The sequence below is a fragment of the Caulobacter sp. NIBR1757 genome, assembly GCF_027912495.1.
Lineage (GTDB): Bacteria > Pseudomonadota > Alphaproteobacteria > Caulobacterales > Caulobacteraceae > Caulobacter.
Map to the genome: position 1 here is coordinate 2,815,420 of NZ_CP115463.1, position 25,666 is coordinate 2,841,085.

25 protein-coding genes and 1 riboswitch are annotated in these 25,666 nt (G+C 68.4%); of the genes, 10 read left to right on the plus strand and 15 right to left on the minus strand.

Features of this window, described 5'->3' with window-relative positions; all coding sequences use genetic code 11:
- Window positions 1-114: 114 nt before the first annotated feature.
- Window positions 115-1,056, minus strand: coding sequence for an aldo/keto reductase (locus O5I81_RS13925; RefSeq protein ID WP_271065464.1), 942 nt, complete (start codon window positions 1,054-1,056; stop codon window positions 115-117).
- 214 nt (window positions 1,057-1,270) lie between these two features.
- Entirely contained in the window at window positions 1,271-2,932 is a 1,662-nt protein-coding gene (locus O5I81_RS13930) for a choline dehydrogenase (protein WP_271069034.1), read from the minus strand.
- A 141-nt stretch (window positions 2,933-3,073) separates the two neighbouring features.
- On the opposite strand from O5I81_RS13930, the gene O5I81_RS13935 reads away from it, so the two are divergent.
- Entirely contained in the window at window positions 3,074-4,744 is a 1,671-nt protein-coding gene (locus O5I81_RS13935) for an FAD-dependent oxidoreductase (RefSeq protein ID WP_271065465.1), read from the plus strand.
- Entirely contained in the window at window positions 4,741-5,040 is a 300-nt protein-coding gene (locus tag O5I81_RS13940; protein ID WP_271065466.1) for a UBP-type zinc finger domain-containing protein, read from the plus strand. The genes O5I81_RS13935 and O5I81_RS13940 overlap by 4 nt, the downstream gene beginning before the upstream one ends.
- On the opposite strand, the gene O5I81_RS13945 is transcribed toward O5I81_RS13940, so the two are convergent.
- Entirely contained in the window at window positions 5,027-5,479 is a 453-nt protein-coding gene (locus tag O5I81_RS13945) for a DMT family transporter (protein ID WP_271065467.1), read from the minus strand. The two genes, O5I81_RS13940 and O5I81_RS13945, sit on opposite strands and share 14 nt — an antisense overlap.
- 78 nt (window positions 5,480-5,557) lie before the next feature.
- Here O5I81_RS13945 and O5I81_RS13950 point away from each other — a divergent pair, with 78 nt between their 5' ends.
- Window positions 5,558-6,088: a tetratricopeptide repeat protein gene (locus tag O5I81_RS13950; protein WP_271065468.1), complete on the plus strand. Its 531-nt coding sequence runs from the start codon at window positions 5,558-5,560 to the stop codon at window positions 6,086-6,088.
- A 156-nt stretch (window positions 6,089-6,244) separates the two neighbouring features.
- Here O5I81_RS13950 and O5I81_RS13955 read toward each other — a convergent pair whose 3' ends face one another.
- Window positions 6,245-6,844 (minus strand): murein L,D-transpeptidase catalytic domain family protein, encoded by a 600-nt coding sequence (locus O5I81_RS13955; RefSeq protein ID WP_271065469.1) that lies wholly within the window; start codon window positions 6,842-6,844, stop codon window positions 6,245-6,247.
- 339 nt (window positions 6,845-7,183) lie between these two features.
- On the opposite strand from O5I81_RS13955, the gene O5I81_RS13960 reads away from it, so the two are divergent.
- The gene (locus O5I81_RS13960; protein WP_271065470.1) at window positions 7,184-8,608 is read left to right on the plus strand and encodes a DEAD/DEAH box helicase; all 1,425 of its coding nucleotides are present in this window, start codon (window positions 7,184-7,186) and stop codon (window positions 8,606-8,608) included.
- Window positions 8,609-8,676: 68 nt separating this feature from the next.
- Here the strand turns inward: O5I81_RS13960 and O5I81_RS13965 are convergent, their stop codons facing one another.
- From O5I81_RS13965 to O5I81_RS13975, 3 genes are read right to left on the minus strand one after another with little or no spacing between them, the layout of a single operon-like run.
- Window positions 8,677-9,183, minus strand: a complete 507-nt coding sequence (locus tag O5I81_RS13965) for a DUF2239 family protein (protein ID WP_271065471.1) — start codon at window positions 9,181-9,183, stop codon at window positions 8,677-8,679.
- Window positions 9,180-9,521 carry a GIY-YIG nuclease family protein gene (locus tag O5I81_RS13970; protein WP_271065472.1) on the minus strand — a complete coding sequence of 114 codons (342 nt, stop codon included), beginning with the start codon at window positions 9,519-9,521 and terminating at the stop codon, window positions 9,180-9,182. Before O5I81_RS13970 ends, O5I81_RS13965 begins: the two co-directional genes overlap by 4 nt.
- 52 nt (window positions 9,522-9,573) lie before the next feature.
- Window positions 9,574-10,182 carry a hypothetical protein gene (locus O5I81_RS13975; protein WP_271065473.1) on the minus strand — a complete coding sequence of 203 codons (609 nt, stop codon included), beginning with the start codon at window positions 10,180-10,182 and terminating at the stop codon, window positions 9,574-9,576.
- A gap of 356 nt (window positions 10,183-10,538) precedes the next feature.
- Between O5I81_RS13975 and O5I81_RS13980 the strand changes: the two genes are divergently transcribed.
- Window positions 10,539-11,633, plus strand: a complete 1,095-nt coding sequence (locus tag O5I81_RS13980; RefSeq protein ID WP_271065474.1) for an alpha/beta fold hydrolase — start codon at window positions 10,539-10,541, stop codon at window positions 11,631-11,633.
- Here the strand turns inward: O5I81_RS13980 and O5I81_RS13985 are convergent.
- Window positions 11,630-12,019: a nuclear transport factor 2 family protein gene (locus tag O5I81_RS13985; RefSeq protein ID WP_271065475.1), complete on the minus strand. Its 390-nt coding sequence runs from the start codon at window positions 12,017-12,019 to the stop codon at window positions 11,630-11,632. The two genes, O5I81_RS13980 and O5I81_RS13985, sit on opposite strands and share 4 nt — an antisense overlap.
- 123 nt (window positions 12,020-12,142) lie before the next feature.
- On the opposite strand from O5I81_RS13985, the gene O5I81_RS13990 reads away from it, so the two are divergent.
- Window positions 12,143-12,793, plus strand: coding sequence for a hypothetical protein (locus O5I81_RS13990; RefSeq protein WP_271065476.1), 651 nt, complete (start codon window positions 12,143-12,145; stop codon window positions 12,791-12,793).
- A gap of 42 nt (window positions 12,794-12,835) precedes the next feature.
- Here O5I81_RS13990 and O5I81_RS13995 read toward each other — a convergent pair whose 3' ends face one another.
- Both O5I81_RS13995 and thiC read right to left on the minus strand, forming a co-directional pair.
- Window positions 12,836-13,342, minus strand: a complete 507-nt coding sequence (locus O5I81_RS13995) for a GNAT family N-acetyltransferase (RefSeq protein ID WP_271065477.1) — start codon at window positions 13,340-13,342, stop codon at window positions 12,836-12,838.
- Window positions 13,343-14,306: 964 nt separating this feature from the next.
- Window positions 14,307-16,154, minus strand: a complete 1,848-nt coding sequence (gene thiC / locus O5I81_RS14000) for a phosphomethylpyrimidine synthase ThiC (protein WP_271065478.1) — start codon at window positions 16,152-16,154, stop codon at window positions 14,307-14,309.
- 65 nt (window positions 16,155-16,219) lie between these two features.
- Window positions 16,220-16,330, minus strand: a riboswitch (TPP riboswitch).
- A gap of 70 nt (window positions 16,331-16,400) precedes the next feature.
- Between thiC and O5I81_RS14005 the strand changes: the two genes are divergently transcribed.
- On the plus strand, window positions 16,401-17,156 hold the full coding sequence (locus tag O5I81_RS14005) for a hypothetical protein (protein WP_271065479.1): 756 nt from the start codon (window positions 16,401-16,403) through the stop codon (window positions 17,154-17,156).
- Entirely contained in the window at window positions 17,153-17,959 is an 807-nt protein-coding gene (locus tag O5I81_RS14010) for a hypothetical protein (RefSeq protein ID WP_271065480.1), read from the plus strand. Before O5I81_RS14005 ends, O5I81_RS14010 begins: the two co-directional genes overlap by 4 nt.
- On the opposite strand, the gene O5I81_RS14015 is transcribed toward O5I81_RS14010, so the two are convergent.
- Window positions 17,956-19,713 carry an ABC transporter ATP-binding protein/permease gene (locus O5I81_RS14015; RefSeq protein WP_271069035.1) on the minus strand — a complete coding sequence of 586 codons (1,758 nt, stop codon included), beginning with the start codon at window positions 19,711-19,713 and terminating at the stop codon, window positions 17,956-17,958. The genes O5I81_RS14010 and O5I81_RS14015 overlap by 4 nt on opposite strands.
- A 77-nt stretch (window positions 19,714-19,790) precedes the next feature.
- Window positions 19,791-20,594 carry a hypothetical protein gene (locus O5I81_RS14020; RefSeq protein WP_271065481.1) on the minus strand — a complete coding sequence of 268 codons (804 nt, stop codon included), beginning with the start codon at window positions 20,592-20,594 and terminating at the stop codon, window positions 19,791-19,793.
- 91 nt (window positions 20,595-20,685) lie between these two features.
- Between O5I81_RS14020 and O5I81_RS14025 the strand changes: the two genes are divergently transcribed.
- Window positions 20,686-21,303, plus strand: coding sequence for a TIGR00730 family Rossman fold protein (locus O5I81_RS14025; protein ID WP_271065482.1), 618 nt, complete (start codon window positions 20,686-20,688; stop codon window positions 21,301-21,303).
- 100 nt (window positions 21,304-21,403) lie between these two features.
- Window positions 21,404-21,703 (plus strand): hypothetical protein, encoded by a 300-nt coding sequence (locus tag O5I81_RS14030; RefSeq protein ID WP_271065483.1) that lies wholly within the window; start codon window positions 21,404-21,406, stop codon window positions 21,701-21,703.
- Between the two features lie 133 nt (window positions 21,704-21,836).
- On the opposite strand, the gene O5I81_RS14035 is transcribed toward O5I81_RS14030, so the two are convergent.
- The 3 genes from O5I81_RS14035 to O5I81_RS14045 all read right to left on the minus strand — a co-directional run bounded on the left by O5I81_RS14035 (window position 21,837) and on the right by O5I81_RS14045 (window position 25,598).
- Window positions 21,837-24,419 carry a DUF3857 domain-containing protein gene (locus O5I81_RS14035; protein ID WP_271065484.1) on the minus strand — a complete coding sequence of 861 codons (2,583 nt, stop codon included), beginning with the start codon at window positions 24,417-24,419 and terminating at the stop codon, window positions 21,837-21,839.
- Window positions 24,420-24,641: 222 nt separating this feature from the next.
- Entirely contained in the window at window positions 24,642-25,070 is a 429-nt protein-coding gene (gene dksA / locus O5I81_RS14040; protein ID WP_271065485.1) for an RNA polymerase-binding protein DksA, read from the minus strand.
- Between the two features lie 93 nt (window positions 25,071-25,163).
- Window positions 25,164-25,598, minus strand: a complete 435-nt coding sequence (locus O5I81_RS14045) for a flagellar assembly protein FliX (RefSeq protein WP_271065486.1) — start codon at window positions 25,596-25,598, stop codon at window positions 25,164-25,166.
- Window positions 25,599-25,666: the final 68 nt, after the last annotated feature.

Sequence of the window (25,666 nt, forward strand, 5' to 3'; positions counted from 1 at the left end):
AAGTCGGGACCCAGCTGGCAAACCCAGCAGGGGCTCCGCTCTGGTCAGCGCCAGCCCTTCAGCGCCAGTGGACACTGGGCCCCGACTTTCGTCGGGGTGAGCGGAAATGGGGGGTTAAGCCGAGGCCGCGTTCAGCTGGCGCATCTGCGCGCTCGACAGGGTCAGCCGCGCCGCGCCCATCAGTTCCTCGAGCTGCGCCACGCTGGTGGCGCTGGCGATCGGCGCGGTCAGGCCCGGGCGGGCCATGATCCAGGCCAGCGACACCTGGGCCTGCGTCGCACCCGTCTCGGCGGCCACGGCGTCGAGGGCGGCCAGGACGCGGGGCCCCTTCTCGCTTTCCAGATACTTCTTCATGCCGCCGCCGCGCGGGCTCTTTCCGTAGTCCTCCGCCGTCCGGTACTTGCCGGTCAGGAAGCCGCTGGCCAGGCCGTAGTAGCTGATGATCCCGACCTCACGCTCGATGCAGAGATCCAGCAACGGCCCCTCGATGCCGCGGTCCATCAGGTTGTAGGCCGGCTGCAGCGTGTCGTACCGAGCCGCGCCCTTGTGGGCCGAGACATCCAGCGCCGATCCCAGCCGGCCGGCGTCGAAGTTCGAGGCCCCCAACGCCCGCACCTTGCCCGCCTTGACCAGTTTGTCGAAAGCCTCGGCCGTCTCGTCCTGCGGCGTCTCGGCGTCGTCGCGGTGCGACTGGTAGAGGTCGATGTAGTCGGTCTGCAGCCGGCGCAGGCTGTCCTCGCAGGCCTCCACGATGTTCTTCGCCGACAGCCCCGGACGCGCCGGCCACATGCCGACCTTGGTGGCGATGACCACGTCGTCCCGCCTGCCCCGCTTCTTCAGCCAGGTTCCCAGCACGGTCTCGGACTCGCCGCCCGTGTGGCCCGGAACCCAGGCCGAATAGACATCGGCGCTGTCGATGCAGTCGAACCCTCCGGCGACGAAGGCGTCCAGCACGCTGTGCGAGGTCGCCTCGTCCGCCGTCCAGCCGAAGACGTTGCCGCCCAGCACCAGCGGGGCGATGGCGATGTGGGACCGGCCGAGCGGGCGCTTTTGCATTTTATGCTCCTGATCCTTCTCCCGCTTGTCGGGAGAAGGTGGCCCCCGAAGGGGGGCGGATGAGGGCAGCACCGGCCGCCGCCAAAAAATGGACTTAGGGCGTCCCGGCGGCCAGCGCCATAACGCGGCTCATCCCAAGGGCCGGCGCTGCCCTCACCCGACCTCGCTGCGCGAGGCCACCCTCTCCCGACGAGCGGGAGAGGGGCGCTTCGCTTTAGGCCGCCTTCACGGTGCTGGGGTCGTAGACCGGCACGTCCAGCGGCGCGAGGGCCGCCTTGCCGCGGATCATGTCGCTGGCCTTCTCGGCCACCATGATGGTCGGGGCGTTGGTGTTGCCGCCCACCAGCGTCGGCATGACCGAGGCGTCGATGACCCGCAGGCCGCTGACCCCCTGCACCCTCAGCTCGCCATCGACCACGGCCAGCGGATCGCCGGCCGCGCCCATGCGGCAGGTGCCGACCGGGTGGTAGATGGTCTCGCCCGTCCGCTTGATCCAGGCGTCGATGTCGGCGTCGGTCTTGACGTCCTTGCCCGGCGAGAACTCCTCGCCGCGATAGGGATCGAGCGCCGCCTGATGGGCCGCCTCGCGGGCGATCTTGACGCCCTCGCGCATGGCCCGGCGGTCTTCCTCGGCCGCGAGGTAGTTGGCGAAGATGGTCGGATCGTCGAACGGATCGGCCGAACGCAGCCCGACCGTCCCCCGGCTCTCGGGGCGCAGCTGGCAGACGTGGAAGGTGAAGCCGTCCTTCTCGATGACCACTTTGCCGTGGTCCTGCATGATGGCCAGCACGGTGTGGATCTGCAGGTCGGGTCGGTCGAGGTCCGGACGCGAGCGCAGGAAGGCCCCCGATTCCAGGAAGTTCTGCCGCCCCGGCCCCTTGTTGAACAGCATGTAGTTGATGCCGGTCGCCAGGCGCTTGAGGCCCTTATTGTAGCTGTAGGCCGTCTCGACCCCCTGGGTCAGCCAGCTCAGGGTGACGTCCAGGTGGTCCTGCAGATTGGCGCCGACGCCCTTGCTCTCATGCACGACCTTGATGCCCTGCTTGGCCAGGTCTTCGGCGACGCCGATGCCCGACAGCTGCAGGATATGCGGCGACTGCACGGCCCCGGCGCTCAGCAGCACCTCGGCGTCGGCGTAGGCGACGTTCCGCTCGCCGGCCTTGACCGCGTATTCGACGCCGATGGCCTTGCCGTTCTCGATGACGATCTTCGTCGTCCGCGCGCCGGTCAGGCAGGTCAGGTTCGGCCGCTTCAGGGCCGGGTAAAGATAGGCTTTGGCCGCGCTCCACCGCTTCCCGTCGCGGATGGTCATCTGATACGGGCCCCAGCCTTCCTGCTGGAAGCCGTTGAAGTCCTTGGTCACCGGGTGGCCGGCCTGACGCCCCGCCTCGATGGCAGCCGAATAGATGGGGTTGGGCGAGCTGGCCTTGGAGACGTGCAGCGGGCCATCGCCGCCGTGCCATTCGTCGCCGCCGCCTTCCAGGCTTTCCGAGCGCTTGAAGTAGGGCAGCACGTCGGCATAGCCCCAGCCGCCCAGGCCCATCTGGCGCCACTGGTCGTAGTCCCGCGCATGGCCGCGGATATAGACCATGCCGTTGATCGAGCTCGACCCACCCCAACCCTTGCCGCGCGGCCACCAGAGCTTGCGGTTGTTGAGGTGCGGCTCTTCCTCGGTCCAGAAGCCCCAGTTGTAGTCGCCCTTGTCCTTGATCAGGTTGCCGACCCCGGCCGGCATGTTGACCAGGATGGAGGTGTCCTTGCCGCCCGCCTCGAGCAGCAGCACCTTGATGTTGGGGTCCTCGGTCAGACGCCCGGCCAGCACGCAACCGGCCGAACCGGCGCCGATGATGATGTAGTCGTAACGGTCGGCCATCAGGCGCGTCTCCCGGTAGGTTATCGTTGTTAAGCCGACAGTGACGCCGGCGTCACGTTTGGGCAAGAGGGGCCGCGACGTCATCCTTTCGTTCAGTTGACGCGAGCGCCCGGGCGAGGCCTCCTGAGCCCTTCAGGAGGACACATGGGCGAAGACTCGGTCACCATCGCGCCAGGCGCCGGCTTTACGCGCTTCGACCAGACCTTCCCGATCCTGACGTCGGGCGAGATCGAGCGGATGAAGCGCTTCGGCGAGGTTCGGGAATTCCCGGCCGGCGCCGTGCTGTTCCGCTCGGGCCAGCGGGCGCCGGGCATGTTCGTGGTCCTGACCGGCTGCGTCGCCATCAGCCAACGCGATGGCCTGGGCCATAGGACGCCCATCGTCGAACAGGGGCCCGGCCAGTTTCTGGCCGAGGTCAGCCAGCTGGGGGCCAGCGCCGCCCTGGTCGATGCCGTAGCCGAAACCGCCCTCACCGCCCTGGTCATCGAGCCGGCCGGCCTGCGCAGCCTGCTGGTGGCGGAGGCCGAACTCGGCGAGCGGATCACCCGCGCCCTGATCCTGCGCCGGGTCGCCCTGATCGAAGCCGCCGCCAGTGGCGCCGTGCTGATCGGCCACGCCGGGCAGAAGGACGTGGTCCGCCTCCAGGGCTTCCTGACTCGCAACGGCCAGCCGCACCACCTGATCGACCCGCGCGACGACGCCGAGGCCGCCGAGTTGATGGCCCGGCTGAACCTCACCGAAGCCGACCTGCCGCTGGCCGCCTGCCCCAATGGCGACATCCTGCGCCGGCCAGGCGACCAGGAGATCGCCGAGGCCCTGGGCATGAACACCCGGGCGGACCCCAGCCGCATCTATGACGTCGCCATCGTCGGCGCCGGGCCGGCCGGTCTGGCCACCGCCGTCTATGCCGCCTCCGAGGGGCTCAGCGTCGCCGTCGTCGATCGCCGCGCCTACGGGGGCCAGGCCGGGGCCAGCGCCCGGATCGAAAACTACTTCGGCTTCCCGACCGGCATCACCGGCCAGGCCCTGACTAGCCGGGGCATGCTTCAGGCCCAGAAGTTCGGCGCCGAGCTGCTGATTCCCGCCTGTGTCGTCGATCTCGACTGCGCCCGCGACGACGGGCTGCGCACCCTGGCCATGGAGGACGGCGGAACCCTGACCGCCCGGACCGTGGTTGTCGCCAGCGGCGCCGCCTATCGCCGGCTGGACCTGGAGAACTTCTCCGATTTCGAGGGCCGGGGCGTCTGGTACTGGGCCTCGCCCCTGGAAGCCGAGCTCTGCGCCGGCCAGGAAGTGGTCGTCGTGGGCGGCGGCAATTCGGCGGGTCAGGCGGCCGTCTACCTCTCCGGCCACGCCAGCAAGGTGCGGATCATGGTGCGCGGGCCTGGCCTGAAGGAGACCATGAGCCGCTACCTGATCGACCGCATAACCTCGACCGCCAACATCGAACTGATGCCGTTCACCCAGATCACCGCCCTGCACGCAGGCGAGGACGGGGCGCTGGCCCGGGTCGCCTGGGACTGTCGCGAGCACGGCCCGGGCGAGGGCGACATCGCCAACGTCTTCCTGTTCGTTGGCGCCGACCCGGCCACCCACTGGCTGGCCGGCTGCGGGGTCAGCCGCGACCCGGCCGGCTTCGTCACCACCGGCGGCGCCGACTGCGCCCACCTGGAATCCTCGGTCATCGGCGTGTTCGCGGTCGGCGACGCCCGCTCGGGCTCGGTCAAGCGGGTCGGCGGGGCCATCGGCGAAGGGGCCCAGGTCGTCGCCGCCATCCACCAGTATCTCGCCGCCCGCGAAGGGGTCGCCGCATGAGTTGCAGCCACATCGAAAGCGTCGCCGTCGTCCACCCCGGCTCCAAGGGCTGCGAGGAGTGCCTGAAGACCGGCGATTGGTGGGTTCACCTGCGGCTGTGCCGGACCTGCGGTCACGTCGGCTGCTGCGACGACAGCCCCAACACCCACGCCACCAAACACTTCCGGGCGACGGGGCATCCGATCATCGAAGGCTACGACCCGCCCGAGGGCTGGGGCTGGTGCTATACCGACGAGGAATTCGTCGAACTGCCGGACCAGACGCCGCAGGACGGCCCTATCCCTAGGTTCGTCTGACCAGCAGCACGCCCACCGCCACCAGGGCGATTCCGGCGACCCGTCCGAAACTGATCGGCCGCGGCTCGATGCCGAAGGCGCCGAAGTGGTCGAGGATCATGCCGATGATCAGCTGGCCGGCGACCATCAGGGTGATGGTGGTGGCCACCCCCAGCCGGGGCGCGCTGAAGGCCGCCGCGCAGACGAAGCCGACGCCGTAGACCCCGCCCATCCAGGCGTACCAGGGCAGCGCCGCCGCGCCCTGCAGGTCCGGCTTGATGCGCAGCACCGCGACCAGCACCAGCAACACCGCCGTGCCGATGGCGAACGATACGAAGGCCGCGTTGACCGGCGAGTTCAGCGGCCGGGCCAGCATGGCGTTGGTCGGCCCCTGTGTGGCCGTCAGCATGCCGCCGATGACGCTGGCGACGATGGCGAAGGCGATCATGGACTTGGTCATGGTTGATTCCCGCTCCCTGCGCCTCCATACCGCCCCATCGCCCCGCGACAACGGGCTTTCGAACTCAGGAGGCCCACCATGGCCGACAATGACGAGACCATCGACCGCCTGTTCAACGCCGGCGACGACGCCTGGGAAGAGGGCGACGAGGCCAAGGCCTTCGGCCTGTTCAAGCAGGCCGCGGAGCTCGGCGACATCGCCGCCATGCTGAACGTCGGCTACTTCCTCGACGAGGGCCTGGGCGTGAAGGCCGACAAGGCGGCCGCCATGGACTGGTACCGCAAGGCCTATGACCTGGGCGACGCCAGCGCCGCCAACAACATCGCCATCCTCTGCCGCGAGAAGAACGACCTGGCCGGGGCCGCGGAGTGGTTCGCCAAGGCGGCCGACCTGGGCGACGGCGACGCGCTGGTCGAACTGGCCAGGATCAATGTCGAGGGCCAGGGCGTTCCGAAGGATGAAGCCAAGGCGCGGGGCTATCTGGAGCAGGCGCTCAGCCTGCCGGTGGACAATGGCGAGGACGACGGCGAGATCGACGTCGATCAGCCCTTCATCAGCCAGGCCGGGCACGAGGAAGCAGTGGAGATGCTGGCGGGGATGACGCGGTAAGCGCTCTCCCCATCCGCTGTCATCCTCCGACCGCGTAGCGGATCGGGGGACCCAACTCTCCGCGTGAAACCTGCTGAGACTCTTTCCAGAGCCGCCCTGGGTCCCCCGGCTCCCGCTACGCGGGCCCGGAGGATGACAGGGTTTGGGGGGCCGCGCTCAGAGCTTCGTCGACAGCAGCAACCGTCCCGGACCCAGCCGCTCCAGCACCTTCGGCAGGTCGCTGTCCGAGAAGGCGAAGCAGCCTTCGCTGCGGCCGATGCGGCCGGCGGTCGCCGCCATGGCCGGGTTCACATACCAGGCGCTGTGGATGACGATGGCGCGGTCCCGGGCGTTGCTGTTGCCCGGGTCCAGGCCATCTAGCCGCATCGAGCGACCGTGCTTGCCGCTGTAGAACTCCGCCGTCTTGAAGGCGCCCTCCGAACTGGCGTTGGACCCGAAGGCGTTGGAGAAGGCCTTCACCCAGCCGCTGTTGCCCGGGTCGCTGCCCCGGCCGTGGGCGACCAGCAGGCTGGTCATCGTGCCGCCGGCCATGTCCAGCAGGTGGAAGCGCGGGGTCTTGCTGACCGCGGCGTAGTCGGCGACCGCGACGAGATCGTGGTGAGGGATGGCCGTTCCAAGGCGCTGCAGCTCGGCCCTGGCGCGGGCCAGCAGGCGGGCGGTGTCCGGCGCGGCAGGCGTTTCGGCAAGGGCCGGCGCCGCGATCGACAGGGCGGCCCCGGCGCAGGCCGAGGCGAAGAAGGAACGACGCGTAAGCAAACCGGCGAGACCCCGACGCTACAGACGAAGCCGTCTTCTAGTCGCCAGCGCCGTCCGTGACGCTGTGGCATTCGCCCGCAGGCCGAGCCGTCCGCCGCAAATTCCCGGATTTCCTTGACTTATCCATGCTGCACCGCCACATAACGGTTCTGCGCAGCTTATCTGCGCCTTCGGCCGCGCCCGGCCGCGTGAGGAGCGTTCATTCGCTTCGCCCAGGCGCGAGACTGAACTTCCCCATAAGGACGCCATACGCGGGGCGTTTTCCAACGACCCCCGCGATCCACCGCGCCGGCCCATGAGCCCGCGCGGATACGGTCGCACTTTGAAAGACCAACGGCTTTGACCGATTTCGCTTCCCTGGGCCTTTGCAAGCCCATTCTCTCGGCCCTTCTGGCCGAGGGCTACACCTCCCCTACCCCGATCCAGGCCCAGGCGATCCCGCTTGTGCTCGAAGGCCGGGACATCCTGGGCATCGCCCAGACGGGCACCGGCAAGACCGCCGCCTTCGCCCTGCCGATCCTGCAACGCCTGGCCGAGACCCGTAAGCCCGCGCCCCGTCGCGGCTGCCGCTGCCTGGTGCTGTCGCCCACCCGCGAACTGGCCACCCAGATCGCCGAGAGCTTCCGCACCTACGGCAAGAACATGGGCCTGACCGTCGCCGTCGTCTTCGGCGGCGTGAAGTACGGGCCCCAGGTCCGCGCCCTGGCCGCCGGCGTCGACATCCTGGTCGCCACCCCCGGCCGGCTGATCGACCACATCAACGAGAAGGTCGCCAACCTGTCGGAGACCGAGGTCTTCGTGCTCGACGAGGCTGACCAGATGCTCGACATGGGCTTCGTGGTGCCGATCCGTCGCATCGCCAAGACCCTGCCGCAGGCCCGCCAGAACCTGTTCTTCTCGGCCACCATGCCGACCGAGATCGGCAAGCTGGCCGGTGAGCTGCTGAAGAACCCGGCCAAGGTGTCGGTGACCCCGCAGGCCACCACCGTCGAGAAGATCGACCAGAAGATCCTGTTCATCGAGGCGGGCCGCAAGCGCGCCCTGCTGGCCGAACTGATGGACGACGGCGCCATGAAGCGCGTGCTGATCTTCACCCGCACCAAGCGCGGCGCCGACCGCGTGGCCAAGCAGCTGGGCACCATCGGTGTCGAGGCCGCCGCCATCCACGGCGACAAGAGCCAGGGTCAACGCGAGCGCAGCCTGGCCTCCTTCAAGGCCGGCGACGTCCGCGCCCTGGTGGCGACCGACATCGCCGCCCGCGGCATCGACGTCGATGGCGTCTCGCACGTCATCCAGTACGAGTTGCCCAACGTGCCGGAAGCCTATGTCCATCGGATCGGGCGCACCGCCCGGGCCGGCGCCAATGGTTCGGCCATCAGCCTGGTGGCCGACGACGAGCGCAACCTGCTGAAGGACATCCAGAAGGTCACCCGTCAGACCATCCCCAGCTGGGACCGTCGCAACGACCGCAACCTGGGTTCCGCCGAAGCCGCCTTCAAGGCCGCCCAGCCGCCGGAAGCCCCGCGCGAGCGTGATCCGCGCGACACCCGCGGCCGCAGCCCGGCCGCCAAGCGCAACGACCACGCGGCCGGCAAGCACTTCGCCAACGCCCCGCGCGCCCATCGTCCGGGCGGCTATGACCCGATGGTCGAAGGCGCCGTGGCGGCTCCGGCCGGCAACGCCGCCGAGAAGCCGAAGAAGCGCAAGCGCTTCCGTCCCGGCGGCGGTCGTGGCCCGAACACCACGGCCCGTGCTCAAGCCTAGGCTACAGCCGGACTGAAAGCGACAGCCCCGCCGTCTCCGTGACGGCGGGGCTTTTTCTTGCGCCAAAGTCAGCTCCAGCCCAGCATCCTGAGCGCCTGGCCGCGCACGTCCACCGGCCAGTCCACGGTGTTGGCCAGGAAGCCCTCGCGGTCGTCGTTGAACAGGGTGCGGGTCGCCTCCTCGAAGCCGGGGAGGTCGCCGGCCATGTCGCCGACGAAGCGGTAGGCGGCGTTGAGCGCGTCCTTGCGCACGGTGACCGGGTCGCGGCGGGCGGTCTCGACCAGGCGGCGCAGGGCGGCGGAAGGGCCGCCCTGTTGCTGGGCCAGCCAGTCCCAGTGACGTGGCAGCAGGCTGACTTCCCGGGCGACGATGCCCAGCTTGGGGCGGCCGACCGCCTTGGCTGGCGGGGTCAGCTCGAGACCGACCCGCTCGCCGGTGAGGTCGTCGAAGACCCGGAAGCTGGTGTTGGGATCGCGGGCCAGGGAGGCGCGGGCGACGGCGGCCAGGGCCGACATCTCGCCCTGGGCCAGGCGGTGATGGCCTTCGAACAGGCTGTAGGTGGTTTCCTGGGTCATCCGGTCAGCTTCTCTGCGTTCAGGGTCTCGCGCCATTTGGCCGAGAGGTCTTTCAGGGCGTTGGTCAGCTCCCAGGGGGAGCGTTCGGCGTCGGGCAGTTCCTCGACCACCTGGTAGGTGAAGGCGGCCTCGCCATGATCCTTCCAGGCCTTGACCAGCGCCCGGTTGGGATGGCTGCCCAGGCGCAGGGAGAACCACAGGCCGTTCTGGCGATTGTGCAGGTTGGGGGAGACTTCCACCCAGACCTGGCCGGAGGGCGCGCAGCGGACCGCGAAGGCGCCGGCGGCCACCTTGCGTTCCTTGTAGTCGCGGACGAGTTGTTTGCGGTCGGGATTCATGACCGGTCATTTAGACCGGGTAAAAACCCCTGTCAATTATAACCGGGTAAAATTATCGGAAGACGCAGCTGGTCCCGCCCCAGAGGGTCTCGACCTTCCCGGCCGGGCCGTCCTTGTCGAGGATGCCGGAGATGGCGCCGGCCGTGAACTCGATGCCAAGGGTGCTTTCCTCGACCTTGAGGTCACCAAACGACGCGGTGAGCTGCTGGCGGGTCGAGCCGACCCCGATGCCGTCCATGGTGGTGACCTTGCCGTCGCTCCGGGAGCCCAGGCTCCAGCCGGCGAACTTGCCGTCGAGGAACAGGGCGTCGAGGTCGCCCGCCCAGCTGACGAACTCGGTCGGGCCGGCGCCGCATTCGCTGTTCACCGAGCGGTCGGCCGGATTGCCCAGCGCGCTGCTGAGTGCGGCGACGGCGTCGGCGGTGGGAACGCCGAAGGCGACCAGCCGGGTCGAACCGGTTTCGGACACCAGGCGCAAGCCTTCCTGATCGAGCGCCACGGCGCCGACGGGGGCGGCCGGGGTCTCCGGAGCGGCCGGCGGCGCGGGCTGCGCCGAAGCGGCGGACGGGACCGGCTTGGCGGGCGTGCTCTCCTCGCTGGGCTGGCCGCAGGCGGTCACGAGGGCGGCGAGGGCCAGAACGGGCAGCAGGCGCGGGATCATTCGGCGGGTCCTATCGAAGCGGCAGAGTAGTGTACCGCGAAGCCGGGGGGCGCCAACAGCTACGGAAATCTCGATATCGGCCCCAAGGGCGCTGAATGGCCCGGAAACGTTGGCCCGTCGGTGGCTGCAGGCGCGGGAAAGGTTGGCATCGGCGTGGGTGCGGCGTAGGCGCCGGAGCCGGGAATGTAGGCGCGCGGGCGCCGACAGTTGAGACGCCGGGGCCGCGGCAGGCCCTCAGGCCGCCAAATGGCGATGAATATGTCTAGACATATTCATCAAGCCCTTGATCCTGCAAGGGTTATGGACAGGCGCGCCGTCATCGGTCCAGGATGCGCCAGCGGCGGGACGGGGGTCCGATGACAGTGCGACGGGTGATGGTGCGGACGCTTCTGGCGGCCCTGGTCCTGCTGACGCTGCTCATCGCGGCGCTGGCCTGGCGCATGCTGGCGCCGATCTCGACACCGGCCTTCAGGGGCCCGGACGGCAAGGCGCTGGCCGGCAGCATCGCCGTCGTCGAGCGCTGGCCGGTGGGCGGGGTGGAGCAGTCGGTGATCATCCGGGGCCGGGATCGCGCCAATCCGATCCTGCTGGTCGTGCACGGCGGCCCGGGCAGCAGCGAGACCGCGCCGCTCCGCCGGTTCAACGCCGCGCTCGAAGACCGCTTCGTGGTCGTCTACTGGGACCAGCGCCATGCCGGCCAGAGCTACGACTCCCGCCTGCCGATCCCGGCCAACCTGACCATCCGGCAGTATGTTGACGACCTGGACGTGGTCATCGACCGGCTGCGGGCGCGGTTTGGCCGGCAGCGGGTGGGCATCCTCGGCCACTCCTGGGGGACGGTCCTGGGAATCCTCTATGCCGAGGAGCATTCCGAAAAACTCTACGCCTATGTCGGCATCGGCCAGGTGGCCAATGTGCCGGAAAGCGAGAAGCGCTCCTATGCCTGGGTGCTGCGCGAAGCCCGGGCGCGGGGCGCCGACAAGGCCGTTCGCGAACTGGAACGATTGGGGCCGCCGCCCCGGTCCGGTTCGATCTTCACGCCGCGTGACCAGATCGCGGCCTTCGGCGGATCGCTCCGGGGCGGAATGAGCCTCACGAGACTGATCGGCGAGTCCCTTGCCCAGCCGGAGATGAACGGGCGCGATGTCGTGGCCTTCTTCTCCGCCGGCAAATATTCCGAGCGGATGCTGCACGGCGAGTTCTCGCATTTTGTCATCGACGACCGGCCGCGCGCCTATTCCGCGCCGATCTTCCTGCTGTCCGGTCGCCATGACCGGATGTCCGAGGCCTCGGTGGCCCGCGGCTTCTTCGAGCGGGTGTCGGCCCCGCGCAAGGCCTTCGTCTGGTTCGAACAGTCGGCGCACAGCCCGATGTTCGAGGAGCCGCAGGCCTTCAACGCCTGGGTCTCCGATACAATCGCGCCTCTGGGGGAACGGGCCGCGGGCCGCTAGCCCGCCAGCTTCATCAGCATCTCGCCCATCTTCTGGTGCAGCAGGTTGATGGCCTTCAAGGGCCGGACCATGACCTTGAAGCGGGTGATCAGGCCCGCCTCGTTCCACCAGATCATGTCGACGCCGTTGATGCGGATGCCGTCGATCGTGCAGGCGAACTCCAGCACGGCCGAGCGCTCGGCCCGCCATTCGCCGAGGTATTCGAAGCTGTCGTTGTTGAGCACCTGCAGCGCCGAGAGCAGGTACTTCTCGGTGATCGCCTTGCCGACCTGGGGTGAGTGGACCACCGGGCTTTCGAAGACGCAGTCCTCGGCGATCAGGGCGGAGAGGTCGGCGGGGTCGCGGCTCTGGACGTAAGCGTGCCAGCCGTGGATGGGGTCGGTCATGGGATTCTCCTGCTGGCGCCATTCTGCGAGGTCGCCCCCGCCGTGTCACGCCGGACAAAGCATGTTAAGCGGTCCTTCGGCGTCCCGGGGGGACGCAACTTCAAGCGTATCAAGGGGCATTCCATGTTCAGAACACTATTGGTCGCGGTCGCCGCGATGATGCTCACCGCCTGCGTCACGCCGCGGGCTGTCGAGTTGCAGAACCCGAGCATCGGCTACAAGGCCAGCGACAAGGTGCTGGTCGGGGTGGTCGAGGACCGGCCGCGGGTGAAGGCGGGCAAGCCGAACAACTTCGCCGGCTTCGCGCGCGTCTATGGCGCGCCCATGGACTGGACGGTCAACGAGATGACGCTGGCCGACAAGACGGCCAAGGGCAAGTCGATGTCGCTCTATCTGGCGGAGCGGATCGCGGCCGGCCTGAAATCGGGCGGGGCCGATGTCATGGTCATGGCGGCCAGCGGCGTCGCCACCGACGCTCAGGCCGACGAGGTCCTGGCGGCCAACAACGCCGGCGTCCTGCTGACCGTCGTCGATCGCGAATGGCATTTCGACGTCAACACCAACTGGGTCGGCAAATTCCGCTTCGACAGCGAGCTCGAGCTGGTCGTCCAGCGACGCGGCAAGGGCACGGTCCTGCGCAAGACCTTCAAGGACAGCCAGGCGGTCCAGGCCGAGGGCGACGAGTCCTGGCCCAACCTGATCGTCGACGCCTACAAGGCCAAGCTCGAGGAGATCTTCAGCGACGCCGAGGTGAAGGCGGCCCTGGCCGGCTGATCCTTTTCCGAGGGACGGAACGGGCGGCTGCGGCGGGGAAACCTACCGCAGCCGTTTCCACATATGCAGGTCGTCGGTGTAGCGGCCGTCCTTCTGCAGCAGGGCGCGCGGTTCGAAGCCGTAGCGCTCGAAGCCGGCCGCCTCATAGAGGGAGACGGCGACCGAGTTGGTCGAGACGACGACCAGCTGGACGATCTCGACCACCTCGCGGGCGTAGTCGAGGCAGGCGGCCATCAGGGCGGCGCCCAGCCCCCTGCCCCGCCCCTCGGGCAGGACGAACATGCTGTAGACGAGGCCCTTGTGGCGCTCCTTGGCCGGCGCCTTGGGCCCGACGGCGACAACGCCGAGGATGCGGCCGTCGGCCTCGGCCACGAACACCCCATCGGCCTGTACCCGATCTTCAAACCAGCTGTCCGGCTTGGCCTCCTCCTCGGCGAGGGTGGAGCCGAAGGTGGATTCGTCGAGGCGCATGGCGGTCAGGCGGATGGCCTGGAAGACCGGGCCTTCGCCGGGCTGGAGGCGGCGAATGGTGGTGGAGGTGGTCGTCATTACGCCTCGCTATTCCTCGGCCAACTTGCGGCCCGTCTCGTCACCTCAGCGTCGATGGCTTCCAGAAATGACAGAAGGCCCCGTTCGTTTTGGCAGATCAGTTCGACGATCCCGACGTCGATGTTCTCGAAACCGTCGTCATAATAGACGGACCCAATTATCCTCATTCCATCGGGCGAACGGCCTGACAAAATTCCTGTAGACGGCCGATGTTTGTGAGGTCCCTTTTCCGCGCGAGCGGGATGACCAACAAGCTGATTGCGCATTGCCCTGACCTCAGCGACGTCCGCGTCGTCAGTGACCTTGAGTGGAAGGCTTAGACAATCAAGCAGGGTCGTAACGGCATCCTGTTGGACATACAGCGCTTGAAGCAGAGCGTAACAAGCGACTTTGATCGACCCAGCCCCGTTTGGGAGTCCGGTTCGGAGCGTCCACAGCACGTCGCCAGCATCAAGCAACGCGTCCGTTGCTCCGTAGAACTTGGCCCGATTGATCTTGCCTAGATGGGCGGAATCGAAAGCCGGGCTACGCTCAGCGTTGTCATGGATACTTCGCCGAAGTTCAAAGTACCTCTCCAGCATGACTACCCCTTTCAGGCTTAGGCGCCGGAGTTACGGGGACACTATACCTATCTCAAACACCGTCGGCTGCGGCCTGCAGTCGGGATGCGAGATAGGTATAGTGTCCCCGTAACTCGTCCACCGGCGGTGGGTAGACGGTCATTTGGAAGTCGCTGGAAGGCGGGGCCTTCGCCGGGCTGGAGGCGGCGGATGGTGGTGGATGTCATCACGTTCTCCTCCCCCGCTCGTCATCCTCGGGCTTGTCCCGAGGACCCATGGTCGGGGTATCGACGATTGGCTGCGTCGTTCGCTCGCAGATCGCTACAGCAGTTCGCGGCAGCTGACGAATGGGTCCTCGGGACAAGCCCGAGGATGACGACGGAGGGGAGTGGTCGGCGGCGGCGCTACCCCTTCACCGCCACATCGATCTCGCTCCCCAGCTCCCGGAACTTATCGCTCATCTGGCTCATGCCCAGTTCAATCTCGTTCGGCGCCATGCCCGAGGCGAACTCCCGCACCTCCTGGCTGATCTTCATCGAGCAGAACTTCGGGCCGCACATCGAGCAGAAGTGGGCCGTCTTGTGGGCTTCCTTCGGCAGGGTCTCGTCATGGTATTCGCGGGCCGTTTCCGGGTCGAGGCCGAGGTTGAACTGGTCTTCCCAGCGGAACTCGAAGCGGGCTCGGCTCAGGGCGTTGTCGCGGATCTGGGCGCCGGGGTGGCCCTTGGCGAGGTCGGCGGCGTGGGCGGCGATCTTGTAGGCGATGACGCCCTGTTTGACGTCCTCGCGGTCGGGAAGGCCGAGGTGCTCCTTGGGCGTCACGTAGCAGAGCATGGCGGTGCCGAACCAGCCGATCATGGCGGCGCCGATGGCGCTGGTGATGTGGTCGTAGCCGGGCGCGATGTCGGTGGTGAGCGGGCCTAACGTATAGAACGGGGCCTCGTGGCAGTGCTTGAGCTGCTCTTCCATGTTGGCCTTGATCTTGTGCATGGCCACATGGCCGGGGCCCTCGATCATCACCTGGCAGCCGTGCTTCCAGGCCACCTTGGTCAACTCGCCCAGGGTGCGCAGCTCGGCGAACTGGGCCTCGTCGTTGGCGTCGGCGATGGAGCCGGGGCGCAGGCCGTCGCCGAGCGAGAACGAGACGTCGTAGGCCCGCATGATCTCGCAGATGTCCTCGAAATGCTCGTAGAGGAAGCTCTCGCGATGGTGGGCCAGGCACCACTTGGCCATGATCGAGCCGCCGCGCGAGACGATGCCGGTGACGCGCTTGGCGGTCAGGGGCACGAAGGGCAGGCGCACGCCGGCGTGGATGGTGAAGTAGTCCACCCCCTGCTCGGCCTGTTCGATCAGGGTGTCGCGGAAGACCTCCCAGTTCAGGTCCTCGGCGACGCCGTTCACCTTTTCCAGGGCCTGGTAGATCGGCACCGTGCCGATCGGCACCGGGCTGTTGCGGATGATCCAGTCGCGGATGTTGTGGATGTTGCGGCCGGTCGAGAGGTCCATGACGGTGTCGGCGCCCCAGCGGGTCGACCAGACCATCTTGTCCACCTCGTCGGCGACCGATGAGAGGACCGCGCTGTTGCCGATGTTGGCGTTGATCTTGACCAGGAAGTTTCGGCCGATGGCCATCGGCTCCAGTTCGCCGTGGTTGATGTTGGCCGGGATGATGGCGCGGCCGCGGGCCACCTCCTGGCGGACGAATTCCGGGGTGACGAAGTCGGGGATCTCGGCGCCGAAGGACTCGCCATCGCGCACGCAAGGGGCGGTCTGTTCGCGGCGCAGGTTCTCGCGGATGGCGACGTATTCCATCTCGGCGGTGATAATGCCGGCGCGGGCGTATTCCAGCTGGGTCACCAGGCCGCCGGCCCGGGCCTTGTAGATCGGGCGTTTGGCCGTGAATTGAGGGGCGAGGTGCTTGCCGACGGCGAAGCCGTTGTCCTCGGGCTTCACCTCGCGGGGAGCGGCGACTTCCTCGACATCGCCACGGGCGACGACCCAGGCCTCGCGGGGACGGGGCAGGCCCTGCTCGATATCGACCTTGAAGTCGGGGTCGGTGTAGGGGCCAGACGGGTCGTAGAGGGTGACCGGCGGCTCACCCGCGCTGGGATGCACCGCCACCTCGCGGAAGGGCACGCGGATGTCCGGGAACAGCTCGCCGGAGGCATAGACCTTGCGGCTACCGGGGCGTTCGCCGGTCGGGATGGTTTCGTTCTTCGGGGTGGAGCCGTTGCCGGCGACGTGGATGTTCATCGATGGATCTCCTCAAGCTGTGGAGACCCGGTTCGCGCCAAAGGCGGTTTGACGGCCTGAAATCGTGGCGGCCGCGTCCCTCTCCCTTCGCCGGCATGACCCGGATCAGGTTCGTCGGGTCAGGGGCGTATCGCCCCAATCTCAGCCGCGTATGGGCGGCCCCCCGGAGAACGAGAGGGAGACTAGGCGGATTGGTCGGGGGGTCAAGCGTTGTGGCGGGGCGATGGGCGTGGCCTACTGGGGGAGATGGGGGTTCAGGAATTCCGACTCGAGGTCGCGTTCCGCGACGGGCTGACGGCGCTCCGCCGGTTCGGTTGGCTGATGCTGCTGGTCATGCTGGCCGACGGTGGTTTCGAGATCGGCACGCGGCTGCTGCTTGAGCACTGGCAATTCCTTGGAACGGATTGGACCTTCGCGGCCGTCGCGATCTGGGCCGGCCAGCGCCTGGCCACGGCGTCGACGGCGGCGACGATCTATCTGCTGGCCATGACAGGGGCGCGGGGCGAACCGCTGCGACCGCTGACCCTGCTGCGGAGGCTGTCGTCCTGCCTCCCGATCATCATTCTGGCCGACGCCGTCTTCATCCTGCCTGGCGAGGTCGCGTCGCTGTTCTTCCAGGACAACACGGTGGCGCTCAGAGCCGTCCGTTTCGCAGCCGGCCTGTACCATCTGGGCATGTTCCTGAGCCTGGGCTTGGTGATCCCGGTGATCCTCGACCGCGGCCTGACCTTGTCGGCCGGCGTCGCGCAAGGCCTGGCGTTGATTCGGGGCCGTCGGTGGCCGCTGTTTCTCATGGTCCTGGCGCCGTCGCTGGTGATGGGCGGTGTCCGCATGGCGATGGGCGACGTCGATCCGCTGCGCCAGGTGCAGCAGGTCTGGTTCCTCTATCTGTTGAACTACGCGATCTATGGCTTCGCCCTGCTGGCCATCGCCGCGACTTATCTGGAGTCCGCGCCGGTGAACGGAGCGGAGCGCGAAGAACTGGCGGAGACGTTTGCGTGAGCTATCCAAACGCCATCGGGCCAGCCTTTGCGGTGCTTGGCCGATCCCTGGGGGCGCGGTGGCCGGCGCTGGGCGTGATTGTCGTAACCTACGGCTTGGCGCGATGGGGGCTGAACCTGGCCTGGCAGGCCATCCCGGTTGCGCCGGCGCCGGCCGAGTTGGCGCTCAAGGGGCTGGCGATCCTGGCCGGCGGCGCGCTGTGGGCCTTACTGGGCGCGGTCCTGACGCAGCAGACCTTGGCGGCGATTGATCGGCGACCGGCCGGGCCGAGCGCCATGCTGGCCGCCTGCGCGGCGGCCCTGCCGATTCTGGCGATCCTGGTGCTGGTCAGCGAGGGACCGTCCATCCCGGCCACTCTGTGGCGGGAGACGGCGGTGAAGACCATGGCGCCTGGGCAGGCGGGACTTCTCGTGATGCTGATCAGCCTGCCCCTGGGGCTGCTTAACCTGGTGGTGACCTGGCTGCTGATCATGGCCGTGCCCATTCGCCTGGATCGCGACACCACCGTCCTTGGCGCGCTCAGGCAGTCGGTCAGCCTGGCGCGGCGACGGTGGCGGACGGTGTTGGGCGCCGCGGTCCTGACGGGGGTGATCAGTTTCATCGTCGCGATGCTGCTTACCCTGCGCTTCATGATGCTCGGCGACCTGGTGGACGGCGAGTTCCCCGCCTGGATCACCGACAAGGAGCTCTGGCAACTGCCCAACCGCGCGGTCGCCATCCTCACGGCGCTGTACTGGCCGGCCCTGTACCTGGTGCTGCGGACGCAGGACGGACGTGGAGCACTGGCGGAGACGTTCGACTAGCGCCCCCGCGTCTGCCGCCGCCACAGCGCCGCGTACTCCCCGCCCCGTTCGAGCAGTTCCTCGTGCCTGCCTTCCTCCACCACGCGGCCCCGGCGCAGGACGATGATCCTGTCGGCGTCGGCGATGGTGCTGAGGCGGTGGGCGACGACCAGGGTGGTGCGACCCTGGCGAGCCTTGCGCAGGGTGTCCTGGATGGCGGCCTCGGTGCGGCTGTCGAGCGCGCTGGTGGCCTCGTCGAGGATCAGGACGCGGGGGTCGGCCAGCAGGGCGCGGGCGATGCCGACGCGCTGGCGCTCGCCGCCGGAGAGCTTCAGACCGCGCTCGCCGACCTTGGTCAGCAGGCCCTCGGGCAGGCCGGCGATGAACTCGGTCAGTTCGGCGGCGTCGGCGGCGGCGCGGATCTGCTCTTCGGACGAATCCGGGCGGGCAAAGGCGATGTTGGCGGCAAGCGTGTCGTTGAACAGGGCGACGTCCTGCGGGACCAGGGCGATGGCGCTGCGCAGGGCGGCCATCTTCAGCTGTCTGAGATCGACGCCGTCGAGGGTGATGGCCCCCGACTGAGGATCGATCATCCGCAGGGCCAGGCGCACAAGCGTGGTCTTGCCGGCGCCGGAGGGGCCGACCAGGGCGACGGTCTCACCCGGGGCGGCGGCGAAGCTGACCTCCTCCAGGCCCTGGCTGCGGGCGCCGTGCTTGAAGCCGACATTTGAGAAGACCACGGCGCCGCCGCGATCGTCGGCGGGAGGCGGGTCGACGGCGTCCGGCGCCTCGGCGACATCGGGGCTCTGGCGGCGCAGGTCGCTCATGGCTTCCAGGTCGATGAAGCTCTGGCGGATTTCGCGGTAGGCGAAGCCGAGGATGTTGAGCGGGCCGTAGAGGTTGATGAGGATCAGGATGGCTGCCGTGACGTCGCCGACCTGCAGCTGCCCGGCCTGGGCCTCGGCGCCGGCCAGCAGGGCCATGATGGCGAGGCCGATGGCCATGATCGCCGCCTGGGCGATGTTGAGCAGGCTGAGCGAGGTCGTGGCCAGGACCTGGGCGTTGGCATAGGCGCTGAGCGCCTGTTCGTAGGTGGCGGCGGCGCGGGTCTCGGCCCCGAAGGCCTTGACCGTCTCGTAGTTGATCAGGGCGTCGACGGCCCGGCCGGCGGCCTCGGAGTCGGCGTCGTTGAGGGCGCGGCGGTGGGCGATCCGCCAGTCGCTGATGGCGAAGGTCAGGACGCCGTAGACGACCACCGTGCCGACGGCGGCGCCGGCGAAGCGCCAGTCATAGGCTTTCGCGAGCACCACGGCGGCGATGATCAACTCGATGAAGGTCGGGCCGAGGTTGAAGACCAGGGCCCGCAGCAGAAAGTCCATCGACCGGGCGCCACGGTCGATGATGCGGCTGAGCGAACCGGTGCGCTTGGTCTGGTGGAACTCAATGGACAGGCTGAGCGCATGGCCGAAGGCGTCGGCGGCGGCGCGGCGCTGGGCGGCCTGGGCGACCGGGGTGAAGACGACGTCGCGCAACTGGGGTGCGGCGGCGGAGAGGAAACGGATGGCGGTCCAGCCGAGGATCAGGCCGGCGAAGGCGGTTCCCACCTGCACGGCCGGCGACTGGCCGGCGGCCAGGCGGTTGACGGCGGCGCCGAGCAGCAGCGGGGCGAGGACGCCCAGCACCTTGCCCCCGAGGGTGAAGACCAGGGCGGCGGTCAGCCGCCAGGTCAAGCCGGGGGCGCGGCTGGAGAGAACCAGGCGGAAGAGGTCGGCCAGGGCCGCCCAGGCGGAAACCTTGGCGGGCGGCGGAGAGTCGGCGGGCGGCTTGGGCGACTGACGATCGGGGACGGGTCTCAAGGAACGCGGTCCAGGATCAGGGTGGTCTGCACCCCGCCGCCGGGCGCCGGCCAGTCGATCCGCCAGCTGGGGCCGGCCCGCAACGCGCGGAAGGGGGCCGACAGTTGCGGGGCCGAGTTGACCGGCACGACGACGGTCTGCTCGCCGCTGTCGCCGGCGATCTCGAAAGCCAGGCCGCCGGCGTTGAGCGGCTTTTCGACGGCCAGGTGGAAGCGGCCCTGGCTGTCGGCCTTGCCCGCGCCCCGGGCGACGCGGTCGATGCGCAGGGACAGGCTGCTGGCGGCGCGGGCCGAGCCGGAGATGGAGGCGACGCCATCGCGGTCGAAGTCGATGGTCAGCAGGCGGGGCGTGTCGCTGCCGGCGCCGTAGACATAGGCGCTGACCCCCGGCCGCAGCTGGGCGGCGCGGCCGTCGGGCAGGATGGCGAGGTAGCCCAGCGACTGCACCTGGCGGTCCTTTTGCGGCGACATCGACAGGCCGAACAGGCGGACCTGCGACGAAGGAGCCAGGCGCGCCGTCCAGACGCCGGCGGCGCTGGCGGTGGCGTTGAACGTCTCGCCGGTCGGGGAACCGAGGCGCACGGCCGAGCCGGGCTGGGCCTGGCCGGTGAGCAGGATGGCGCCGTCCGGCTGGGCCTGGCTGGCGGTCAGGCTGGGAGGCTTGAGGTAGCCGGCGTCGGCGGCCGGATCGGCGGGCGCCTTGGGGGCGTCGCCGCGCCAGGAGGCATCGCGCTCGCTCGGACCGCAGGCGGCCAGCGCCAGGGGAAGCAGAAGGGCGAGGTAGACCAATGGTCGCGACACGATGCTTGAAACCCCAGACGGATAGGCCGAACATGTCATTTCGTGATTTTCCGGCGCGCCCGCAAGCGCGCCTTTTCTATCTGGGGACGGCATGTCCAAAACCACAGGCCCGGCCGGGGCCTCGATCGACAGTGTTTGCGTCTATTGCGGCTCGTCCAACGACGCCGATCCCGCCTTCCTGAAGTCGGCCGAGGATTTCGGCCGGCTGCTGGCGGCGGAGGACCTGAAGCTGGTCTATGGCGGCGGCGGGGTTGGCCTGATGGGCGCCTGCGCGCGCGGGGCGCATGACGCCGGCGGCCGCGTGCTGGGCATCATCCCGACCTTCCTGATGGGCCGCGAGCAGCCGTTCGACGACGTCGAGACCGTGGTCGTGCAGAACATGCACGAACGCAAGATGATGATGTTCGAGCGCTCGGACGCCTTCGTGGTGCTGCCCGGCGGCATCGGCACGCTGGAGGAGGTGGTCGAACTGCTCAGCTGGCAGCGCCTCGACCTGCACCGCAAGCCGCTGGTCTTCTACAACCCGCGCGACTTCTGGAAGCCGCTGTTCGAGCTGCTCTACCACACCATCACCGAGCGGCTGAGCCCGCCCGAGTTCGCCCATGCCTGGCGGGCCACCGACGACCTTGGCCAGATCACCCGGCTGATCGGCGAAATGGCGCAAGGGTTGGCTCCGGCGGCTGATGGCGACATCGAGGACAAAGTTTAGACGCCAGCGTCCAGTTGAGCATTGACACCGTAGCAAAAGAAAACGTACCCGTGTTGCAGTGACCGGACTCCCACCGGTCGCGGGGATATGGAGAACTTCTATGCGTGTGTTCCTGATCGGGGCGCTGGCCCTGACCGCCTGCGCCGGCGCCGCCAATGCCGCCGACGCCCAGCGGATCGACGGCTGGCTGACCCTGAAAACCAAGACGACCCGCGGCAACGTCATCGTCGACGGCGCCGTCTGGAGCTGCAAGGGCGACGTCTGCCGCGCCCCCAAGGTCAAGGCCCTGCCGGCCGACCAGCAGTGCCGGAAGCTGAAGGGCGAGCTGGGCGAAGTCACCGGCTTCGGCTATCGCGGCGCCAAGTTCAGCCTCGACGAACTGGCGGCCTGCAACGCTTAAGCGAAGCGCCCTTCTCCCGCGTAGTTTACCCTTGGGCGGGCCGGGCAGGCCCGACCCGAGGGGGAGAAGGTGGGCCCCGAAGGGGCTCGGATGAGGGCAGCACCGGCTCCGGCCGTGCTGCCCTTTTTCGTGTCTACGGCGCCTTCAGCCCGTAGCCGGCGAACTCCTCGTCGATGCCCGGATCCAGCTTCCTCGCCTCTGCGATGTCGGCCGCCGCGCCGGCCTTGTCGCCGGCGCCGGCCTTGGCCAGGGCGCGGCCGAACAGGGACTCGGCGCTGTCGGGACGGATGCCGGCCGCCTTGTCGTAGTCGGCGATGGAGTCGCTCCAGCGGCCCAGGCGCATCAGCACGAAACCGCGCGAGTCGAGGGTCGGGGCGTTGCGCGGCTCGACCTGCAGGGCCTTGTCGCAATCGCCGAGCGCCGCTTCCAGGGCGACGCCGTTGGTCGCCTGTTCCCAGCACAGGGCGTTGAGGTCGCCGGCGTCGCGGGCGGCGAGCTTGCGAGCGGTGACAAAGTCGGCCATCGCCGCCTCCTTCTTGCCCAGCCGCAGCAGGGTCCCGGCCCGCAGGGTGTAGAGGGTCGACTTGTCGTCATCGAGGCCGATGGCGGCGTTGTAGTCGGCCTCGGCCTTCGCATAGTCCTTGTTCTCGCGGTGCAGCCAGGCGCGGCTCTGCAGCGCGCCGACCGACTTGGGGTCTTCCTTGAGGGCCTTGTCCATGTCGGCGATGCGGCTGCCCCGATCAGCGGCCGACCAGCGGTAGCCGGGGGGCGCGACGAGGTAGACGTCGATCTTGCCCATCTCGGCCAGGGCCTTCTGGTTGGCCTCGGCCTCGCTGGCCGGGATTTCGGTCTGCAGGCTGCGGGTGCGGGTCTCCAGGGTGAAGACGCCGTCCTTGATCCCCGCCTTGCGCCAGAAGCTGTAGCCGGCGGTGACCTGGTCGATGTCCTTGCCTTCGCTGACATAGTCCTTGCCGCCGTCGGGCAGCTTGATGGTCTCGCGGTACCAGACGTGCAGCGGATGGGTGACCGCGAAGGGCGCGTCCTTGTTGTCGACCTCCTCCTCGCGCTTCCAGCTGGAGGGGCCGCCCAACTTGTGGCCGAAGGTCAGGTGCCTGGGGGCCGAGGACTCGTTCTTCTCGGTCCAGTCGAGGTTGGCCTTGCCCTCCATGCCGAGGATGTATTCGCCGGTCGCCTCGTCATAGCGGCTGGTGACCTTGTCGACCTCGGCGAAGTCGAAGACCGTGCCCCAGTACTTCTTGTAGGCCTTCTCCAGTTCCTCCGGCGGGGCGGCGTCGGCCGAAGCCTTGGCGGAGACAGCGTAGTCGCCGCGGAACCGCTGCTCGGCCTTCATCGGAGCCTTGGAGTAGAGGCCGCCCGAGGCGTCGATATCGAGCGTCAGGGCGGTGGTCGGCAGGGGGCTGGGCTCGACTCGAAGGGCCTCCAGGGCCGAGCCCTTGGCGCGCAGCGGCAGGGCCCAGGCGAATTCGGGAATGGCGACCTCGTCCAGCTTGCGGTCGCCGTTGCGGGTGCCGTCCAGCCAGTAGACCTTGCCGGCGATCTCGGCGCGGACGATGACGTGGTCGAACAGGCCGACCATGGGCAGGCGCGCATCGAGGCCATCGCCGAGGCTGGAGTGGACGACGGCCGGTTCGGCCTTGATGCCCAGCTGGCGCAGGATGGCCAGCAGCAGGGCCGTCTTGCCCTTGCAGTCGCCATAGCGTCGCGACCACGTCATGTCGGCCTGGGCCGGGGTCAGGTTGCCCGCGTCCATGCCGAGGAAGACATAGCGGGTGCGTTCCTGGACCAGGGCCAGGGCCATGCCGGCCTGGACCTTGGGGTCGCTGGAGGCGGCGCGGATCTTGTCGATCTCGGGCTTGAGGCGCGAGCCGTCCTTGAGGGTGGCGGCGGTGTCGTAGAGCGGCGACAGCAGGGACGAGACCTGGGCCCAGTCCTTGAACTGGGTGAACTCCACCCCCCTGCCCCGCTGGAAGCGCGAGGGAGCGCCGGTCGGGGGCTTGTAGGGCTTCTGACCCTTGAGGTCGAAGATCAGCTCGGTCTCGCCCGAGGCCGTGCGGCCGACCTTGGGCGGGTTCATGCCCTGGTCGAGGCGGTAGCGGATCGGCTTGGTCTTCGGGTCCCAGAGGACGCGCAGCTGGATCTGGTCGACCTGCTCGGTCGGCGGGGCGGGCAGATAGTTTTCGCTGAAGTCGCCGACGACGGCGTCCTTGCGGGTCAGGGTGAAGGCCAGGGTGACGATGTCTCCGACCTCCAGCCCCTCGGGCTGCATGGTGGCGGTCAGCACCCCGTCGAGCATGGCGTACTCGAGGCGGTTCTCACGGCGCAGGACCGTGAAGGCCTGGTCGGCGAGAACGTCGATGACCTCGGTCCCGCGCTTGATCTCCAGCTTGTGGACGGTGAGCGTGGTGGAGTCCGGGTTCCACGGCAGGGCGATGGTGCCCATCGCCGACAGCCCCTGGGCCGTCTGGATGCGGATGACGCTCTCGATGTAGATGCTGTCGCCCTCAGGGCCGAAATGGACCTGTTCGTCGAGGCGCAACTGACGGAACGGGGCGCCGGTTACCGGGCTGTCGGTCTTCAGCGGCGGCAGCGGCTTGACCCAGGCGGGGGCCTTGTCGAGCACGGGTTCGGGCGCGGCTATTGCCGCTGTCGCGAACAGGCTGACAGCGCCGATGATACCGGCAAACAACGACCGCATGGATATCCCCCGGGAGTGACGCGTACTGACAGGTCAGCTTGCGCGATGGCGGGATGGGCCGCAAGCAGAGGATGCGGAACTTCTCGTGATGTGGAGGCTGGAAGAGGGCGCGGCCCTTGGCCGCCTACAGCGCATGCAACCGTTCGCTCCGGCCGTGGGAGCGCCGTCGATCAGGCGGAAACCAAAGCCGCCGGTCCATCAGAACCGGCGGCTTTACAAAGATCAGTCGTCCCGGTGAACCCGCTCGCGGCGTTCGTGCCGCTCCTGGGCCTCGAGGCTCAGGGTGGCCACGGGCCGCGCGTCGAGACGCGCCAGACCGATCGGCTCCCCCGTTTCCTCGCAGTAGCCATAGGACTGGTCCTCGATGCGGCGAAGAGCTTCGTCGATCTTGGAAATCAGTTTCCGTTGGCGATCCCGGGTCCGCAGCTCAAGAGCCCGGTCCGTCTCGGACGTGGCGCGATCGGCCAGGTCCGGATGGTTCTCAGTCTCCTTCTGGAGAATGGCCACCGTTTCGCGAGATTCGCGAAGGATGTCCTCTTTCCAGGCGAGCAGCTTGTTTCGGAAATACTCGAGCTGACGCTCGTTCATGAACTCCTCGTCCTCGGAAGGACGATAGTCCGCTGGCACTTTAAGAACCGTAGCCGCCGTCATTGACGCCTCACGCCCCACTACCCCGCTCACAGCGAGCGGGGCCTTATAGCAAAACGGGTAGGCCAGACAATGAACGTCGTGTTTGACGTGCGTTCATGCCGCCATTTTCGCGCGCTGGAGTTTAGCCAACTCCACGGCCGCCCGCATTTCGATCTCGTCGAGAACCCCCTCCAGGCCGGGATCCTCGGTGTTTTCCCGCTGGTCGCGGACCACGCGCATCAAATGATCGAGATGGCTCTCGGAGACCTCTCCGTCGATCACCGCCATCTTCAGGTCATCCAGCACATCAAGGATGCGGCCGGCCCGGCCGACCGCCTTGCGGCGGCGTTCCAGCGGGCCGTCCGTCTGCTGCAGGGCCAGCAGCGCGTCCAAAGAAGCGACGCCGGTGACGCCCGCCGCCCGGGCCATCGGGGCGGCCGATCCGGCGGCGCCCACCGCCGGCAGGTTGAAGGAGGATCCGCCGGCCGGCGCCCGCGCGCCCGAGGGGCCGCCGCTCGCCGCTGGTCCACTGGTTCTGCCGACCTTCATAAGACTCCCCGACATGTGAGGCCCGACTCTGGGTCCGACCGCTTGCGGTATGGTTAATGCCGGGCAAA